General features: G+C 61.8%; 11 protein-coding genes and 2 pseudogenes. 4 read left to right on the top strand and 9 right to left on the bottom strand.

Annotation, left to right across the window (positions count from 1 at the left end):
• The first annotated feature begins 79 nt into the window (after positions 1-79).
• The 3 genes and pseudogenes from KZJ38_RS12925 (at position 80) to KZJ38_RS12935 (ending at position 2,669) form a co-directional block, all read left to right on the top strand.
• Positions 80-511, top strand: a complete 432-nt coding sequence (locus KZJ38_RS12925; protein ID WP_219796274.1) for a PRC-barrel domain-containing protein — start codon at positions 80-82, stop codon at positions 509-511.
• Positions 512-649: 138 nt separating this feature from the next.
• Entirely contained in the window at positions 650-1,996 is a 1,347-nt protein-coding gene (locus KZJ38_RS12930; RefSeq protein WP_219796275.1) for an MFS transporter, read from the top strand.
• 271 nt (positions 1,997-2,267) lie between these two features.
• Positions 2,268-2,669 (top strand): annotated as a pseudogene (locus KZJ38_RS12935) (hypothetical protein).
• An 18-nt stretch (positions 2,670-2,687) separates the two neighbouring features.
• Here KZJ38_RS12935 and KZJ38_RS12940 read toward each other — a convergent pair.
• Complete coding sequence (locus KZJ38_RS12940; protein ID WP_219796276.1) at positions 2,688-2,918, bottom strand: hypothetical protein; 231 nt, start codon at positions 2,916-2,918, stop codon at positions 2,688-2,690.
• 148 nt (positions 2,919-3,066) lie between these two features.
• On the opposite strand from KZJ38_RS12940, the gene KZJ38_RS12945 reads away from it, so the two are divergent.
• A complete protein-coding gene (locus KZJ38_RS12945; protein ID WP_219796277.1) occupies positions 3,067-3,237 on the top strand; it encodes a hypothetical protein in 171 nt (56 codons plus the stop codon).
• A gap of 172 nt (positions 3,238-3,409) precedes the next feature.
• Here KZJ38_RS12945 and KZJ38_RS12950 read toward each other — a convergent pair whose 3' ends face one another.
• The 8 genes and pseudogenes from KZJ38_RS12950 to KZJ38_RS12985 all read right to left on the bottom strand — a co-directional run bounded on the left by KZJ38_RS12950 (position 3,410) and on the right by KZJ38_RS12985 (position 17,262).
• A complete protein-coding gene (locus KZJ38_RS12950) occupies positions 3,410-4,708 on the bottom strand; it encodes an MFS family transporter (RefSeq protein WP_219796278.1) in 1,299 nt (432 codons plus the stop codon).
• 360 nt (positions 4,709-5,068) lie between these two features.
• Positions 5,069-6,604: pseudogene (locus KZJ38_RS12955) on the bottom strand (SpoVR family protein); the annotation flags it as partial.
• A 188-nt stretch (positions 6,605-6,792) separates the two neighbouring features.
• Positions 6,793-8,061 (bottom strand): YeaH/YhbH family protein, encoded by a 1,269-nt coding sequence (locus KZJ38_RS12960; protein WP_219796280.1) that lies wholly within the window; start codon positions 8,059-8,061, stop codon positions 6,793-6,795.
• A 141-nt stretch (positions 8,062-8,202) separates the two neighbouring features.
• On the bottom strand, positions 8,203-10,125 hold the full coding sequence (locus KZJ38_RS12965) for a PrkA family serine protein kinase (RefSeq protein ID WP_075157018.1): 1,923 nt from the start codon (positions 10,123-10,125) through the stop codon (positions 8,203-8,205).
• Between the two features lie 1,197 nt (positions 10,126-11,322).
• The gene (locus KZJ38_RS12970; RefSeq protein ID WP_219796281.1) at positions 11,323-12,084 is read right to left on the bottom strand and encodes a 2-keto-4-pentenoate hydratase; all 762 of its coding nucleotides are present in this window, start codon (positions 12,082-12,084) and stop codon (positions 11,323-11,325) included.
• 828 nt (positions 12,085-12,912) lie between these two features.
• A complete protein-coding gene (locus KZJ38_RS12975) occupies positions 12,913-14,727 on the bottom strand; it encodes a methyl-accepting chemotaxis protein (RefSeq protein WP_219800310.1) in 1,815 nt (604 codons plus the stop codon).
• A gap of 308 nt (positions 14,728-15,035) precedes the next feature.
• A complete protein-coding gene (gene rbsK, locus KZJ38_RS12980; RefSeq protein ID WP_425518355.1) occupies positions 15,036-15,917 on the bottom strand; it encodes a ribokinase in 882 nt (293 codons plus the stop codon).
• Positions 15,918-16,227: 310 nt separating this feature from the next.
• Complete coding sequence (locus KZJ38_RS12985; protein ID WP_219796283.1) at positions 16,228-17,262, bottom strand: LacI family DNA-binding transcriptional regulator; 1,035 nt, start codon at positions 17,260-17,262, stop codon at positions 16,228-16,230.
• Positions 17,263-17,410 lie beyond the last annotated feature (148 nt).

A 17,410-nucleotide genomic window follows, 5' to 3' on the forward strand; every position in this document is an offset into this window, starting at 1 on the left:
AGGGGTTTCCCTAGGTTGGCCCTGCATAGGTCTTTTTGTTGCTTTCGCCCACCCCGGGCTAACTAAAAAAGGAGTTGATATGAAAGCGTTTTCCCGAGCCTTGATCGCAGCCGCCGTGCTCGCTACTGCTGCCAGCGCCCACGCGCAGGTCGCCGGCACGCAGACCCTGGGCGTCAGCGTCCAGCAGTCGCAGGCGCTGCTGCAAGGCTGGAGCGCCAAGAAGAGCATCCTCGGCAAGCCGGTCTATAACGATTCGAACGAGAAAATCGGCTCGATTTTCGATCTCGTGATCGCACCGGACGGCTCGCTGTCGGCGGCGGTGATCTCGACGGGCGGCTTTCTCGGCGTCGGCTCGCATAACGTCGCCGTGCCGATCCAGGCGTTCGATCTGAAGAACGGCAACTTCTATCTGCCCGGCGCGACGAAGGATGCGCTGAAGGCAACGCCGGCGTTCGAATACAGCAAGGTCGACAAGCCGAAGAAGCCGCAGAAGATCCAGTCGGCGCAGTAACTTTTCAATTACACTCCCCGTTCGTGCGCGCCGGCCTGGCGCGCCTTCCCGTTAGCTTTCCGTCAGAAATAGTCATTCGTCGCCCGCGCGCTGCACGGTTGCGGCAACGCTGGTTTCGCCCGGCATAACAACAACGCGATGAACGCCCCGTCAGCACCTGATTCAGCCACGCATTCCGCTACGCATTCGGCCGCCAATTCAGCAGATCGGCCCGACCTCCCTTCCGGATCTCACCCCGCTTCGCACACCGCCGGCCAGGCGAACGAACGCCTGCCGAAAAGCGGCGCGTTCCAGCGTTTCTGGTGCACACGCGTGCTATCGTCGCTGTCGTTCCAGATGCTCGCGGTCGCGATGGGCTGGCATATCTATGCGCTCACGAAAAGCGCGTTCGCGCTTGGCATCGTCGGGCTCGCGCAGTTTCTGCCGATGTTCGTGCTGACGCTCGTGGTCGGGCACGTCGCCGACCGCTATGACCGGCGTCGTATCGCCGCCGTCTGCCAGACGATCGAATGCGCGGCGGCCGCGGTCTTCGCGCTCGGCACCTGGGGCGGCTGGATCGATGCGCCGGTCATCTATTTGCTGGCCGCTTGTGTCGGCGCGGCGCGCGCGTTCGAGGGCCCCGCCATCGCGTCGCTGCTGCCGGCCGTCGTGTCGCGCGCGCAACTGCCTCGCGCGACCGCGTGGTCGACGTCCGCGAATCAGGCGGCGCAGATCGTCGGGCCCGCGCTCGGCGGTCTGCTGTACGGCATCGGCGCCGCTCCGGCCTATCTCGGCTGCGCGCTGTCGTTCGCGGCGGCAATGGTCCTCGTCTCGAGCATTCCGCTGCACGCGAAGCCCGCGATGCGCACGCCGGTCACGCTCGAATCGGTGTTCTCAGGCATCCGGTTTATCTTCCGGGAACCGGTCATTCTCGGCGCGCTGTCGCTCGATCTGTTCGCTGTGCTGTTTGGCGGCGCAACCGCGCTTTTGCCGGTCTTCGCACGCGATTTCCTGAACACGGGTCCGCTCGGCCTCGGCCTGTTGCGCTCGGCATCGGCAGTCGGCGCGCTGGCCGGCACGTTATGGCTCGCGCGCTTTCCGTTGAAACACCGCCCCGGCTTTGCGATGTTCTGCGGTGTGATCGTGTTCGGTGTTGCGACGGCCGTGTTCGGTCTGTCGCATCAGTACATCGTGTCGCTGCTTGCGCTGGTGGTGCTCGGCGCGTCGGACGTGATCAGCGTGGTCGTGCGGCTGTCGCTCGTGCAACTGCGCACGCCCGACGAGATGCTGGGCCGCGTAAGCGCCGTCAACTCGCTTTTTGTCGGCACGTCCAACCAGCTCGGCGAATTCGAATCGGGCGTGACGGCCGGCTGGTGGGGCGCGCGGCCCGCGGTGCTGGCGGGCGGCATCGCAACGGTCGCGGTCGCGCTGCTGTGGATGCGCTTCTTTCCCGAATTGAAACGCACGCGCTCGCTTGAGCGCGACGGTGAACATCGCGCTGGGTGAGTGGAGAAAGCTTGGTGAGTCGGCCGCGATACGAATCGCGGCACGAATAGCGGCACGAATCGCGGCACGAATAGCGACACAAAAACCGACTCGAAAAGCGATTCGAATAGCGGCACACATAGCGACGCAAACAGTGGCACGAAAAACACAAGCGGGCCCAGGCGCTGCGCGCCGGGAACAAAGTCTGCTTGTCGATCTCGTCACCTACCTTATCGAGGAGGCGTAGATGAACTCTCACCGTTCGACCTTCTTCCACGCTGCGGTGATCGGCATGTCGCTGGTTGCACTGGCGCCCGCTCTCGCGCGCGCGGACGATGCGCCGAGTCCGTGCGCCGCGCTCAAACGGATCGTCGCAGCGGCGCCAGGCGGTTTCGCGCAGTTATCGCCCGCCGATGGCCAGGGCGTCGCGCAACCGTACGGCGACGATGCACAGTGCGGCGGCTCGCACGCGAGCTATCAATGCGTCTAGACGCCACACGGCGATGCTGGTTCGAGCGCGTCGGCATTGCAGGCGGTCGCGGCCGATATCGCGTCGTGTCTGCCGGATGCGACGCATGATGTCAATTCGCCGGCGCGGCAGCACTTTTACGTCGGTGCGCGCGACGCCCGCACACAAATCACAGCGACGACTGCCGGCGCGAACAAGCTCAAGCTTGTGGTGTCGGGTAAGTAGAAACGCGGTTTCGCCTCATCACTGCGTCCGGTACCAGACGCGAATGCCGGAATACCAGTGACTGACGCTCGTATCGTCGCCGGAGCCGAACGTCGACAGGCTCTCGACGTTGATGACATCGACACCGCGCTCCGCGATCCACGCATTTGCGCGCTCGACGAGCGCCGACGCATTCTCGTACACGTGTCCTTTGATCAGATGGCGCTCGACCACCCGCCGCTCGAAGTCTTCGAATGCGATTTTTGTCATCGTAAGTCTCCTGAGACCGTAAGCAGCGAATAAGCAGCGTACTGGAATTCGAGTCTAGCAAAAGCTTATTCGCAGCCTGCGAAGTGTGGGCGCGGGACCGCTGTTTGCTGGTCGACTGGTGGTTTCGGCCTAAAGGGAGAGCAGTCAAATGAATCAGACGACCAACCAGCCAGGTGGCGACATCGAGCATCCGACGCAGCCTAAGCACAACGATAACGAAAAGAGCAAGATGCCCGAGCGCAACGATCAGAACCGGAAGCAGGCGCCGTCGGACAAGCCGGGCAAAAAACCGGGCGAAGGCGAAACTTCGGTAGGCTGAACGCACAGCGTCAACGCTTTCGCACGCCGCCCGTCGAAAATGAAAAACGGCGACCCGGTTATTCCGTGGCCGCCGTTTTTTGCTGCACCGTGCGCGGCGCGTCATTACGCATGACGCCGTCGCCGCTCACGCCTTCGCGCCGCTCACACAAAGCGGCGCGCTTTTTAACCCATCAAGGTTCGTCGCGCAGATAGCCGACCTTCGACGGATCGCGCATGCGCAACGATACGATCCCTGCGATTGCGCACAGCACTGTCACATACCAGTAGAACATCGATTCGCTGCCCGCCTGCTTGAGCCACAGCGCGACATACTCGGCCGAGCCGCCGAAGATCGCATTCGCGACCGCATATGAAAGCCCCACACCAAGCGCGCGCACTTCCGGCGGGAACATCTCGGCCTTGATCAGCCCACTGATCGACGTGTAGAAGCTCACGATCGCCAGCGCCACCACCACGAGCACGAATGCCATATACGGGCTCGTCACATCCTTCAACGCATGCAGTAGCGGCACCGTGCCGATCGTCGCGAACAAGCCGAACAGGATCATCGACTGGCGGCGGCCGATGCGGTCCGACAACGCGCCGAACAGCGGCTGCATCAGCATATAAACGAGCAGCGCGACCGTCATCACATTGCTCGCGGTCTTGGCGCTCATGTGCGCGGTGTTCACGAGGTACTTCTGCATATACGTCGTGAACGTATAAAAGATCAGCGAGCCGCCGGCCGTGAAGCCGATCACCGTCAGGAACGCGCCCTTGTGTTTCCACATGCCGGCGAGCGTGCCCGCGTCACTGCGCTGGCGGTTCGCGGCCGTCGATGTTTCGTCGAGCGACTTGCGCAGATACAGCGCGACAAGCGCGGCCACCGCGCCGACCACGAACGGCACGCGCCAGCCCCACGCCTTGAGTTCGTCGGTGGTGAGCGTCTGCTGCAGGATCACGAGCACGAGCAGCGCGCACAACTGCCCGCCGATCAGCGTCACGTACTGGAACGAGGCAAAGAACCCGCGGCGGCCTTGAAGCGCCACTTCACTCATGTACGTCGCGCTGGTGCCATACTCGCCACCAACCGACAGCCCCTGGAACAGGCGTGCGACGAGCAGCAGCGCCGGCGCGAGCACGCCGATCTCCGCATACGGCGGCAGCACGGCGATGACGAGCGAGCCGCCGCACATCATGAACACCGACACCATCATCGCGAAGCGTCGGCCGCGCTTATCGGCAAGGCGTCCGAAGAACCAGCCGCCGATCGGGCGCATCAGGAAGCCCGCGGCGAACACGCCCGCGGTGTTGAGAAGCTGTGTGGTGGTATCGCCCTTCGGGAAAAACGCCGGCGCAAAGTACAGCGCGCAGAACGAGTAGACGTAGAAGTCGAACCACTCGACGAGATTGCCCGATGAGGCGCCGACGATCGCGAAGATACGGCGACGCGTATCGTGTGCTGGTGTGAAAACAGTCTGATCGACCATGATGCTTTGGCTGTCCCTTTTTGGAATGGATTCGAGCGGTCGTGCTGCCGCCCTTGTTTTTACTTTCAATTTTCATTTGTCGCCTACGCGATGTTCATATAAATGAAAGCTCGCGCAGGGTCCGTATGGTATCGGATATCGACGAATCACGGGGATGAAATAGCACGCCCAGGCACGTTAAAGATCGCGCTTTCGCACGGTTGCGGCGCAGCATGGGCCTATGTCCACAGCGCGAGCATTGCCCGGGAGACAAGACGCCGCGGACATCTGGCCCAATAAAAAAGCCAGCCTCGACGAGGCTGGCTTTGCGATAACTTACAGCTCAGTGGCCGTAAACCATCGGTAATGAAAGAAAGGAATTCAGATCCTCACTGTCGGCGCCGTGTAACGGCATTCGTAGCGCTTGCGCACGGTTCCGTTCTCATCGACGCTTTCGAGGAATACGTCGAATTGCCACAGTCGCGCCATGTGCTTCAACACCTCGTCGCTGTCGTTCGACAGGTGACGGTTGTCGCTCATGAAGTGCCGCAGCGTAAGACTACGGTCGCCGCGCGTATTGACCGACCACACCTGAATGTTCGGCTCGCGGTGGTGAATATCGTACTGCCGCGACAACGCCTGCCGCACGTACTGATAGCCGCTATCGTCGTGAATCGCCGACACTTCGAGCGCATCGCGCATGTCGTCGTCGAGTATCGAGAAGAGCCGCATTTCGCGGATCAGATGCGGCGACAGGTACTGTGCGACGAAGCTCTCGTCCTTGAAGTTGCGCATCGCGTAGTGCATGGCCTGCAACCACGGGCTGCCCGCGAGCTCCGGGAACCAGCGGCGGTCTTCCTCGGTCGGGTTCTCGCAGATGCGGCGGATGTCGCTCATCATCGAAAAACCGAGTGCGTACGGATTGATGCCGCTGTAATACGGCTTCGTGACCGGCGGTTGGTAGACGACGTTGCTGTGCGAGTGCAGGAACTCCATCATAAAGCCGTCTTCGAGCTTGCCGTCGTTGTACATCGTGTTGAGCAGCGTGTAATGCCAGAACGTCGCCCAGCCTTCGTTCATCACCTGCGTCTGGCGCTGCGGGTAGAAGTACTGACCTACCTTGCGCACGATGCGGATCACTTCGCGCTCCCACGGCTCGAGCAGCGGTGCGTTCTTTTCCGCGAAATACAGCAGGTTTTCCTGCGGTTCCGGCGGATAACGCCCTTCCTCTTCCTCGGGCAGCGGCACGTGCTTGCTCGGCAGCGTGCGCCACAATTCGTTGACCTGCGACTGCAGATACGCCTCGCGCTCGCGCCGCGCTTCGAGCTCTCGTTGCAGCGACAGCTTTTGCGGCCGCTTGTAGCGGTCCACGCCGTAGTTCATCAGCGCGTGGCACGAATCGAGCAGTTCTTCGACGCGGTCGAGCCCAAAGCGCTCTTCGCATTCGGCAATGTAGTTCTTCGCGTAGACGAGATAGTCGATGATCGCGTGCGCATCGGTCCACAAGCGGAACAGGTAGTTGCCCTTGAAGAACGAATTATGGCCGTACGCCGCGTGCGCGATGACGAGCGCCTGCATCGTCATCGTGTTCTCTTCCATCAGGTACGCAATACACGGGTTCGAGTTGATGACGATCTCGTAGGCGAGACCCATCTGCCCGCGCCGGTAACTCTTTTCGGTCGACAGGAAATGCTTGCCGAACGACCAGTGGCGGTAGTTGACCGGCATGCCGACCGACGCATACGCATCCATCATCTGCTCGGAGCTGATCAGCTCGAGCTGGATCGGATACACGTCGAGTTCGTATTGCTCTGCAACATGCGAGATATGCGTGTCGTACTCTTCGATCAGCTCGAAGGTCCAGTCGGACGGGCACGGCAACGGCCGTCTATCGGCAACGTTCATACGGACTTCCCTTTGCCCAATGGAGGGCGCCCCGGTTTGTCCCTGTGCTTGACCGCCTTCACGTGGCCCGCTTTTTCCGGCGTCGGGTACGTACACCTTGTGTACGCCGGTTTCGGCATGCTCCACCTTATTGCCTGTCTGCACGCCTTTCTTGCGCTCCGGCTCATCGCCTCGCGCCTCGTTATGCAAGTGTCGCGTCGTCATACTTCTACATGCTTCTCGAACAGTTCACGGAACACCGGATAAATATCCGCGGCTGTCTCGACCTTCTTCATCGCCAGATGCGGCACGGACTGCGCGAGCTGCGCATATTCGAGCCACAAGTTCTGCTCTTCAGGCGTAACCTGAATATAAGCAAAATACCGCACCTTCTCGAGGATGTCATCTGCGAGGATCTTGCGGCATTTCGGTGAATCGTCGGTCCAGTTGTCGCCGTCTGACGCTTGCGCGCCGTAAATATTCCATTCAGTGGGTGAATAGCGCTCGTCGAGAATTTTCTGCATCAACTCGAGCGCGCTCGATACGACCGTGCCGCCGCTTTCGGTCGAATGAAAAAACGTGTCTTCGTCGACTTCTTCCGCGCGCGTGTGATGGCGAATAAACACCACTTCGATGCGTTCGTAGTTCCGCTTCAAAAACAGATAAAGCAGGATGAAGAAGCGCTTGGCGAGGTCCTTGCGCTGCTCGTCCATCGAACCCGATACATCCATCAGACAAAACATCACGGCCTGACTCGACGGCTGCGGCTGCTTCACGCGGTTCACGTAGCGCAGATCGAACGGGTCGATAAACGGAATGCGCCAGATGCGGCCGCGCAGATGGTGAATCTCTTCTTCGAGCAGCTTGATCTCGTCGCGGCGATCGGCCGGGTCGGCCTTCATCTCTTCGAGCTGCTGCTCGAGTACATGCAATTCATTGACGAGCGGCGCGCCCAGCGCGATGCGCCGGCCCAGCGCGCTACGCAGCGAACGCACGACGTCGATGTTGTTCGGCGTGCCTTCCGCCGCCCAACCCGCGCGAATGCTCTTCCACGTGGGCACCGCGAGCAGATGCGTTTTGACGAGGCGCGGCAGTTCGAGGTCGTCGAAGAAGTACTGCATGAACTCTTCGCGCGAGAGCTCGAACACGAAATCATCCTGCCCTTCGCCTTCGTTGCTCGCGCTGCTTCCGCCGCCGCCACCGCCGCCCCCTTGCGGGCGCGGAATCTTGTCGCCGCGGATGTAATCGGAGTTGCCGGGATGGACGAGTTCACGCCGGCCGCCCGGGCCATGCCGGAACGACGGTTCAGCGATGTCCTTGCGGGGAATCGTGATGCTCTGCGTGCTTTGAATGTCCTTGATGCTGCGATCGCGCACTGCATCGGACACGGCACGCCGAATGTAACTCTTTACGCGGCGCAGAAAGCGTTCGCGGTTTGCGATGCTCTTGTTCTTGCCAGCCAGCCTGCGGTCGATGATTTGATGAAGCACACCGGGTCTCCCGCTTCGATGTCGAACACGCAAGACGCAAGTTGTGCATGCAACCTCAGGTCCATGCGGCTTGCGACTTGCAAGGAGCCCGCGCGGCGCGGTTCGGAAAACCCGCGCCGCGCGGGCTGTGCGTGCCGCGTGTCATGACGACTTGCGCACGCGCAGATACCAGTCACACAGTAGCCGTACCTGCTTGGGCGTATAACCTTTTGTGACCATCCGGTTGACGAAGTCTTCGTGCTTGCGCTGTTCCTCCGCCGACCCTTTCGCATTGAACGAAATGACCGGCAAAAGTTCTTCCGTGTTCGAGAACATCTTCTTTTCGATCACGACGCGCAGCTTCTCGTAGCTGATCCACGCGGGATTCTTGCCACCATTCGCCGCACGCGCGCGCAACACGAAATTGACGATCTCGTTGCGGAAGTCCTTGGGATTGCTGATGCCCGCGGGCTTCTCGATCTTCTCCAGTTCTGCGTTCAACGCGGCACGGTCGAAGCTCTCACCGGTGTCATGATCGCGGAACTCCTGATCCTGGATCCAGAAATCCGCATACGTGACATAACGGTCAAAGATGTTTTGACCATACTCGGAATACGACTCCAGATACGCGGTCTGAATCTCCTTGCCGATAAATTCCGCATAACGCGATGCCAGCACGTCCTTGATAAACGACAGATACTTCTGTTCGGTCTCCGGCGGAAACTGCTCGCGCTCGATCTGCTGTTCGAGCACGTACATCAGATGCACCGGGTTGGCCGCGACTTCCGTCGTATCGAAGTTGAACACGCGTGACAAGATCTTGAACGCGAAACGCGTCGAGACGCCGGTCATCCCTTCATCAACACCTGCGAAGTCACGATATTCCTGGTATGACTTGGCTTTCGGGTCCGTGTCCTTCAGATTCTCGCCGTCGTATACCTGCATCTTCGAGAACAGACTCGAGTTCTCGGGCTCCTGCAAGCGCGTTAGCACCGACATTTGCGCCATCATCTTCAGCGTGCCGGGTGCGCAGACCGCATTCGCGAGCGACGAGTTACGCAGCAACTTCTCATAAATTTTCATTTCTTCCGAGTAGCGCAGGCAGTACGGCACCTTCACGACGAAGATCCGGTCGAGCAATGCTTCGTTGTTGCGGTTGTTACGGAATGCCTTCCACTCGGACTCGTTCGAGTGCGCGAGAATCACGCCGTCGAACGGGATCGCGCCGAACCCTTCCGTGCCCTTGAAGTTGCCTTCCTGCGTGGCGGTGAGCAGCGGGTGCAGCACCTTGATCGGCGCCTTGAACATTTCGACGAATTCGAGCAAGCCCTGATTCGCGAGGCACAAGCCACCGGAATAGCTGTATGCGTCCGCATCGTCTTGCGCGTATTGCTCGAGCTTGCGGATATCGACCTTACCAACCAGCGACGAAATGTCCTGGTTGTTTTCGTCGCCCGGTTCCGTCTTCGCGATACCGATCTGCCGAAGAATGGACGGGTAGCGGCGCACGACGCGGAACTTGCGGATATCGCCGTTGTACTCGTGCAGCCGCTTCACGGCCCACGGGCTCAGGATGCTCTTCAGGTAACGGCGCGGAATGCCGTATTGCTCCTCGAGAATTGGACCGTCTTCGTCGTAATCGAAGAGACCGAGCGGCGATTCGTTGACGGGTGAACCCTTGATCGAATAGAACGGCACGCGTTCCATCAACTGCTTGAGACGCTCCGCAATGGAAGACTTACCCCCGCCCACCGGCCCCAACAGATAGAGAATCTGCTTCTTTTCTTCGAGCCCCTGAGCGGCGTGCCTGAAGTAGGCAACGACCTGCTCGATCACATCTTCCATTCCGTAGAACTCACGGAACGCGGGGTATACCTTGATGACCTTGTTCGCGAAAATCCGCGACATGCGCGGGTCGTTTCGCGTATCGATCTGTTCAGGCTCTCCGATTGCCGTCAACATGCGTTCGCCAGCAGTGGCGTACGCGGCGGGATTGTCTTTGCAGAGCGCGAGGTACTCTTCGAGTGAAAATTCCTCCTCTCTCGTTTTCTCGAAGCGGGTCGCGAAACTGCTGTAGATATCCATGCTACCTCCTCGCCGAAGTCTGGAACGATGTCGTGCGCGGCGCGCTATCAGGAAACGCCATCGTTCGAATTCATCCTAAACCCTTTTAAATTTTTTTTCACGAACTACGTTAAGAAAACGCGTCAAACCGAGTACGGGCAAGCTTCACTTGTAGACGCCGTTTCGGTCACCTACAATCTCGTGCCGCTCGCGACAAACGAAGCGCGAATCAATGCGGCCTTGCTGTACTACAGCTACTTCACACAGCTTGCGTGACGCGTTGCATGCAACGTACCTCAAACTGCGTTTGCGTGCGCGATTGCGCGCAGCAAGCACTTCCATCATCTGTTCCGCGCGCGGCAATCTCTTTGCCTGCAACGCGCGTTTAGCGCAATGGCTGCCGCATCGGCGCGTGTTGTGTTTCCGGCACCTTCGCAAACTCGTCCGGCGCGCGCCGTGTGGCGCCCCACATTGCGGCGCACCGTAAGCACCCGGCGCGGCTCGCAGTGTTGTCTGCCGCTCGTACCGCGTCATCCTGCTTCCACGCGCTTGCAATGCTGCTTACGTTAACGTGCGCAACGCCGCAAGCGTCGACATTGCAACGCGCTGTTACACGTTTGTGCACGCCCGACTATTCGTCCCCGCATACCTGTTTTCGTTCAACATCGACTGACAACGTTTCATGACGCGCGTGCACGAACGCACACAGTGCACGTCACACGTCGCATTGCAGTTTTTTCGTCCATTCTTCGCTCCGCGTTGGTCGGCGCGCGGGTACATCCGCCATCAAGCCGCCATGCACTTGCGATGCACTCGCCGTGCACCCGCCGTGCACCCGCCGTGCACCAATAAGCACGCCGATACCCGCGTCGTTCGCATGGTCGGCCAACAAGATTCGCGGCAACGTTCACGGGTGCGCGTCACCGCACACCGATCGCTGCGCGGCCAACGAAATCACATCGACTGCGCATTGCCCGATGCGCTTTATTGAACCTCTCGCCTGTATGACGGTTCGCCGGAGCGGCGTCTGAATCAGTAGATACACCGTGCGCGCGACGCCGCTTGTCGCGAGTCCGCCGTAAATCCGTCGCTGAATCCGTCGTGAACCTGTCGTGTATCGGAATGCCGTGCGTCATCGTCGCAACCAATCAGGCCGATAGTCGACGCTTCGATGCAACGCGCACGAAACACGCTTTCAAGCGTAAAAATGAGGGGAATTCAGACCAGTTCGACTTCGACTTCGCCGAGGCCGTCGATATGCCCGCGCACCATGCCCGGCTCGCCAATCATGTGCGCGCCGACGTACGAACCGGTCGTAATGGTCCAGGACGGCTCGATCGTGATGCCCATCGCGGCGCAATGGTTGACGAACCACACGAGCAGTTCGCGTGGGTCGCCGGCCGGATTGCCGGGCGCTTCGGGCACGAGCGACGCACCATCGAACGCGAGTTCGAGCTCGGGCGAGACGAAGTCGAAGCTGCGCGCGCAGCCCGCATAGCTGACCGGATGGCCCGTCACGAGCGCGCCATTGTTCTGGGCGTCGGCAAGCTGCGCGAGCGGCGCGATGTTCGGCCATTCGGCAAAGCGGCTATCGACAATCTCGATAGCCGGCAACACGGCGCCGACGAGCGCGAGCACTTCGTCGCGCGCATAGGTTTGACTGCGCGGCGCGACGGGCTCGGCAAAACGGAACGCAATTTCGAGTTCGATCAGCACACGAAAGAAAGACTGACGCTCCATGCGCGCCGGCGACTTGAACGTGAGCGGCGCCGGAATCGGCGCCCCCGACGCGTCGCCGCCCGGCGAACGGGCACCGATTTTCCACGCGCCGGTCGCACACTTGAGGCCTTCGATCACAGCCTGCTGGATCGCGTACGCGGTTGCCGCATCGGGCGGCAGGCAGCTCGAGGGCAGCGCTTCGATTGCGCGGTGCTGGCGGCGCGCCGAGATCAGGCGTTGCGCGAGGTCTTGTTGCGTCATGGCGTTCCTTTCTGGCTGGCTTGCTTCAACCCGGTGCTTCAACCCGTTGCTTCAACCCGGTGCGTCAACCGATGCCTCAACCTGGCGATCGAACCCGACGCGCTTGAACCCGGTGCCTGAACCTGGTGCTTACCATACGATCAAGCGCGATGTCTCGACCGCGATGTTTCAACAGCGATGTTCAACGGCCTTTCGAACGGATACCGATGCGAAACCACGTGCGCCTGGGCGGAGTCGAGCCGGCGAACGCCGGAACGTGCGTGAATGAAAAAGTACCGCCGCTTTTTGCGAAATTCATCGTTTTCCGGTACGCATTCAGACCGCATCGGGGCTCGCCGCGTATGCCACGCTCGTGCCGCATTTATGCCTTGTTTATGCCGCGTTCAAATCATCCACAACGCTTTCAGACACGCGTGACGGCGCAACGACACGCAACGATGCACAACGCGACTCGTGTAGCAACTTGCGTACACGCACCGATGGAGACACTCGACAGCCGTGCTCGCCAATGTACCGGAACAATGTCGCGGCGGGTCGATTCGAGTGTAGAGAATGCAAAAAGGATCGCCACGCCAATTTCTTATGGCGCAGCGTTGACGAAATCGGTGTGACAGCGGCCTGATGCGATGCATAGGCGGCGGCTATCGGCGATGCCGCACGGGGCGGCACCTAAGGGTAATGCCGGCAGGTAATGCCGGCAGGTAATGTCGACGCGTAATGTCGACAGATGATGCCGACGGTCGCGCGAAGGGCGACACGCCGGCACAATGACCGATCGCTAAACGCGGCCTGGCGGCCGCATCAATTGTGCAGAGCGGCGCGTCCGGCTCAGAACGTCTCCCAATCCTGTTCCGCGGCACTCGCGCCGGCCGTTTGCGCTGCTGCGCCCGAAGCAACCGGCATCGACTGCGCACTGCGGCTTTCATGGTGCACTGCGGATTGCGCGCTGGCCGGCACAGGCCTTTGCGCCGCCGCCTTCGGCACGCTCCTGCGCGCCGCGCGCTGTTGCACTGCGCCTGACACAACTGATTTATGTGCAGCAGCCGGAACGGCACTCGCCGCCGTCTTGCCGCGCGGCACACCGCCACTGACGGCGGCGGCGCCCTCTTCGACATCGAACACGGCGACCGCGGTGCGCAGCTTCTGCGCCTGGTCCTCCAGCGACTGCGCCGCGGCGGCCGCCTCTTCGACGAGCGCTGCGTTCTGTTGCGTCGCTTCGTCCATTTGCGCGACCGCGCGCGCAACCTGGTCGATGCCGCCGCTCTGTTCCGACGACGCCGCGGCGATCTCGCCCATGATGTCGGTCACGCGCTGCACCGCGCCGATGATTTCCGTCATCGTGCGGCCCGCTTCGTCGACGAGCGCCGAGCCCGACTGCACGCGGTCGACCGACGTATCGATCAGTTCCTTGATTTCCTTCGCCGCCGCCGACGAACGCTGCGCGAGGCTGCGCACTTCGCCCGCGACCACCGCGAAGCCGCGGCCCTCTTCGCCCGCGCGCGCCGCTTCGACGGCTGCGTTCAGCGCAAGAATATTGGTCTGGAACGCGATGCCTTCGATGATCGTAATGATGTCGGCGATCTTCGCCGAGCTCTGGTTGATTTCACCCATCGTGCCGACCACCTGGCCGACCACGCCGCTGCCCTTGTTAGCGATTTCCGATGCATTCGCGGCCAGTGCGCTCGCCTGGCGCGCGTTTTCGGCGTTCTGCTTCACGGTGCCGGTCAGCTGCTCCATGCTCGCGGCCGTTTCCTGCAAGGCCGACGCCTGTTCCTCGGTACGCGACGACAGGTCGATATTGCCGGCCGCGATCTCGCGCGTCGCGGTGGCGATCGAGTCGCTGCCCGAGCGCACCGTGCGCACCGTCGCGACGAGGCTTTTCTGCATTTTCGCGAGGCCTTCGATCAGTTGCCCCATCTCGTCGCGCGACTTCGCGACGACCGGCCGGCGCAGATCGCCGGCGGCGATCGCATCGAAATGGTCGAGCGCTTCGGCGAGCGGCCGCGCAATCGCCCGGCGCAGCGTCAGGTACGACACGAACGCCGCGATCATGCCGGCGACAAGCGCCGCGATGCTGACCACGCGAAACAGATTGAAGCTCGACTGCGACGCGTCGTAGCCGGTCTGCGCCTGCTCGAACTGGAGCTTGCGCAACTCGGCCGCCGCGTTCGCCATCTCGTTGTAGGCAACCTGCAAACGGTTCGCGCCCTCGACGAGCTTGCCCTGGTCGTTCGCGGTAATCGTCGCGGCGAACGCGTCGATCGCCTGATAGTACGCATCGCGCTTCGCGGCGACGCCCTGCGCGATGCGGTCCTCGTTGGCGTCACGCGGCAGATCGAGATAACGCTTCCAGCCCTCCTCGGCCAGACCGTGCAACATGTGCGCGCGGTCGATGGTCGACTTCGCCTCCGGCGTGCCGATCTGCAGCGCCGCGCGGTCGAGCGCAAGACGCTCGCGGCCCGCATAGATCTCCATCTTGTCGATCGCAACTGCAGACGGCATCGAATTGCCATACATGCTGTGCAGCGCGTCGTTCGTGCGGCCCATGCCGAGAAGGCCAAGCGCACTGGTTGCGGCCAGCAGCACGGCCAGAAAAGCCATTGCCACGCCAATCCGTGCCTTGATCGTGATGCCCTTGCTCATGTTGTTTGTCTGCCCTGTCGAGAGTGATGGCTGCATGCGCAGGCCGGGCGCCTTGATCCGAGGACGGCATGAGACGCTCTGAGGTTGTTTACGACAGGCCTATAAAAATCTTGAAATATCTATATGGTATGAGGAATATATGCGGTTTGATTGAAATTGTTACAATGTGGCTACATCGAATTGTAGTAATGACGATGACGGATAGGCGAAGCAACGCTACGCAAAGCGAAGCATTGCTTGTGAGGAAGGGTGGGTTGTGTTGCCGCCGCGTTGATGCGGCACGCACCAGCCCGGCGGCGCGGCGACGCTTAACGGATTGCGTCGACTTCTTCGCGAGTCGGAATGGACGGCTGTGCGCCCGCGCGCGTCACGGAGATAGCGGCAGCGCGCTGCGCGAAGCGAATCGCGTCATCGACGGGCGTGCGTTGCGCGAGTTGCGCAGCGAAGCCGCCAATGAAGGTGTCGCCAGCCGCGGTCGTATCGACGGCGGCCACACGCGGGGCGGCGAAATGCGCGGGCAAGGCGTCGCCAAGCGCGGCCAGCACACCTTGAGCGCCGAGCGTGATGATGACATTGCGGGCGCCCGCTTTGCGCAGCGCAGCGGCGGCCGCGGCTGCTTCATCGGGCGAGCGTACGGGCAGGCCCGTTAGCGTTGCCGCTTCGAGTTCATTCGGAATCAGATAGTCGACCAGCGGCAGCCAGTGCGACGGCAGCGGCTCGGTCGCGGGTGCAGGATTCAGCACGACGATCTTGCCGAGGCGCTGGGCGGCCGCGAGTGCCGCTTCGACCGTTTGCGGCGGCGTTTCGAGCTGACAGACCACCACTTCAGCGGCAGCCAGCACGGCCTCATGACGCGCGATCGTCGCCGGCGTCACTTCGCCGTTGCTGCCGGCGATAATCACGATCGCGTTCTGCGAACCATCGTCGACAATGATCAGCGCGACGCCGGTCGGCGCGTTCGCGCTCGTCTCGAGCGCCGCGCAGTCGATCCGCTCGGCTTCGAGCCCCGCGCGCAACTGGGCGCCGTTCGCGTCGTGGCCAACGCAGCCCACCATCGCGACCTGCGCGCCCAGGCGCGCGGCTGCCACCGCCTGATTGCCGCCCTTGCCGCCCGGCACCTGGGCGAACGTGTGCCCGGCAAGCGTTTCGCCCGGCTGCGGCATGCGCGGCGCGCGCGCAACGAGGTCCATATTGAGGCTGCCGACTACAGCCACGCGAGCGCCTGCCTGATTTGATGCCACTGCTGTCTCCTGCGATTCGATCAACGCTCCGCTTGAGCGTTTGCCGCGATTCCGCGCGGCACGACTGCAGCCTGCGCGTCAGCGACAGGCTCGAGTTGTGCCGCGCCAGTCTGTCAGATTAGTGCCTTCTCCGGGACGTCGCCCAACCCGCCACTGCGCTGCAACGAAGCCGCAACCGAGTTGCCAACTAATCTGCCAACTAATCTGCCAACTAATTTGCCAACTAATTTGCCAACTGAGTTGCCAACTGAGCTACCAACTAAGCCGCCACACCGCCACGCCGCGCGCCCGCAAAAGCCGCCGTCGACTCGCGCAACACAAGGCGCGGCGCGATCACGCGGCGCCGGCCGGGCGGCGCGCTCGCCGCGCTGCCGCTAATCCGTTCGATCAGCGTTTGCGCGGCCATATCGCCGAGCGCCCGTACCGACTGGCCGACCGTCGATAGCGCCGGGTACGTGAAGCTGCCGAGCTCGATATCGTCGAAGCCGATGATCGAACAGTCGCGCGGCACGTCGATGCCGCGCTCGGCCGCCGCGCGCAGCGCGCCGATGCCCATCATGTCGTTGCACGCGAAAATCGCCGACGGCTGGATCGTGTCGAACAGCCGGCTCGCAGCCCAGTGGCCGCCCATTCCCGAGAAATCGCTTTCGACGATCGCCTCGGGCGCGAATTCGATGCCGCGCTCGGACATCGCGCGAATAAAACCGTGCACGCGCATCGCGCTGACCGCGGTCTCGATCGGCCCCGTGATGCAGCCGATCTTCACGTGACCCAACTGCAGCAAATGACGCGTGGCCAGATAAGCGCCCTTCTCGTGGTCGATCTGCACGAGATCGGCGCTCACCCCTTCGATATTGCGATCGACGATCACGAGCGGTTCGCGCGAATCGGCGAGTGTTTTCGCCAGCACCGCGTCGTCGCCCGCGGACGCGACGATGAGGCCGTCGATGCGCTTTTCCTGCAGGACGCGCAGGTAGCTGCGCTGCTTCGACGGGTCGTCGTCGGAGTTGCAGAAAAACACGCAGTAGCCGTTGCGCGCGCAACCGTCCTCGATGCCGCGCGCGAGCTCCGCGAAATACGGATTCGTGCTGTTCGGCACCACGAGGCCGATCGTCGCGGTCGAACGCGCCTTCAGCGACCGCGCGACTGCCGACGGCACATAGTTGAGCTGGAGGATCGCGCGCTCGACCTTCGCGCGCACATCCGCCGAAACGGGCCGCGAGTTGTTCACGACATGCGACACCGTCGTGAACGACACGCCAGCCGCTGCCGCTACATCCTTGATCGTCGCCATAAACTGTTGCTCCCCTGCCTGTTTTCACCGCTAATCGATGCGCATTGTCGCGCCGCGTCGCAGACCGCCCACGCAACGCCGTAACCGGCACGCCGTCCGCCGGACCAGCTTTGCGCGATCTGCCGCGCGACGCAACGCTTATCGTACA

This window comes from Paraburkholderia edwinii (assembly GCF_019428685.1).
GTDB classification, from domain to species: domain Bacteria; phylum Pseudomonadota; class Gammaproteobacteria; order Burkholderiales; family Burkholderiaceae; genus Paraburkholderia; species Paraburkholderia edwinii.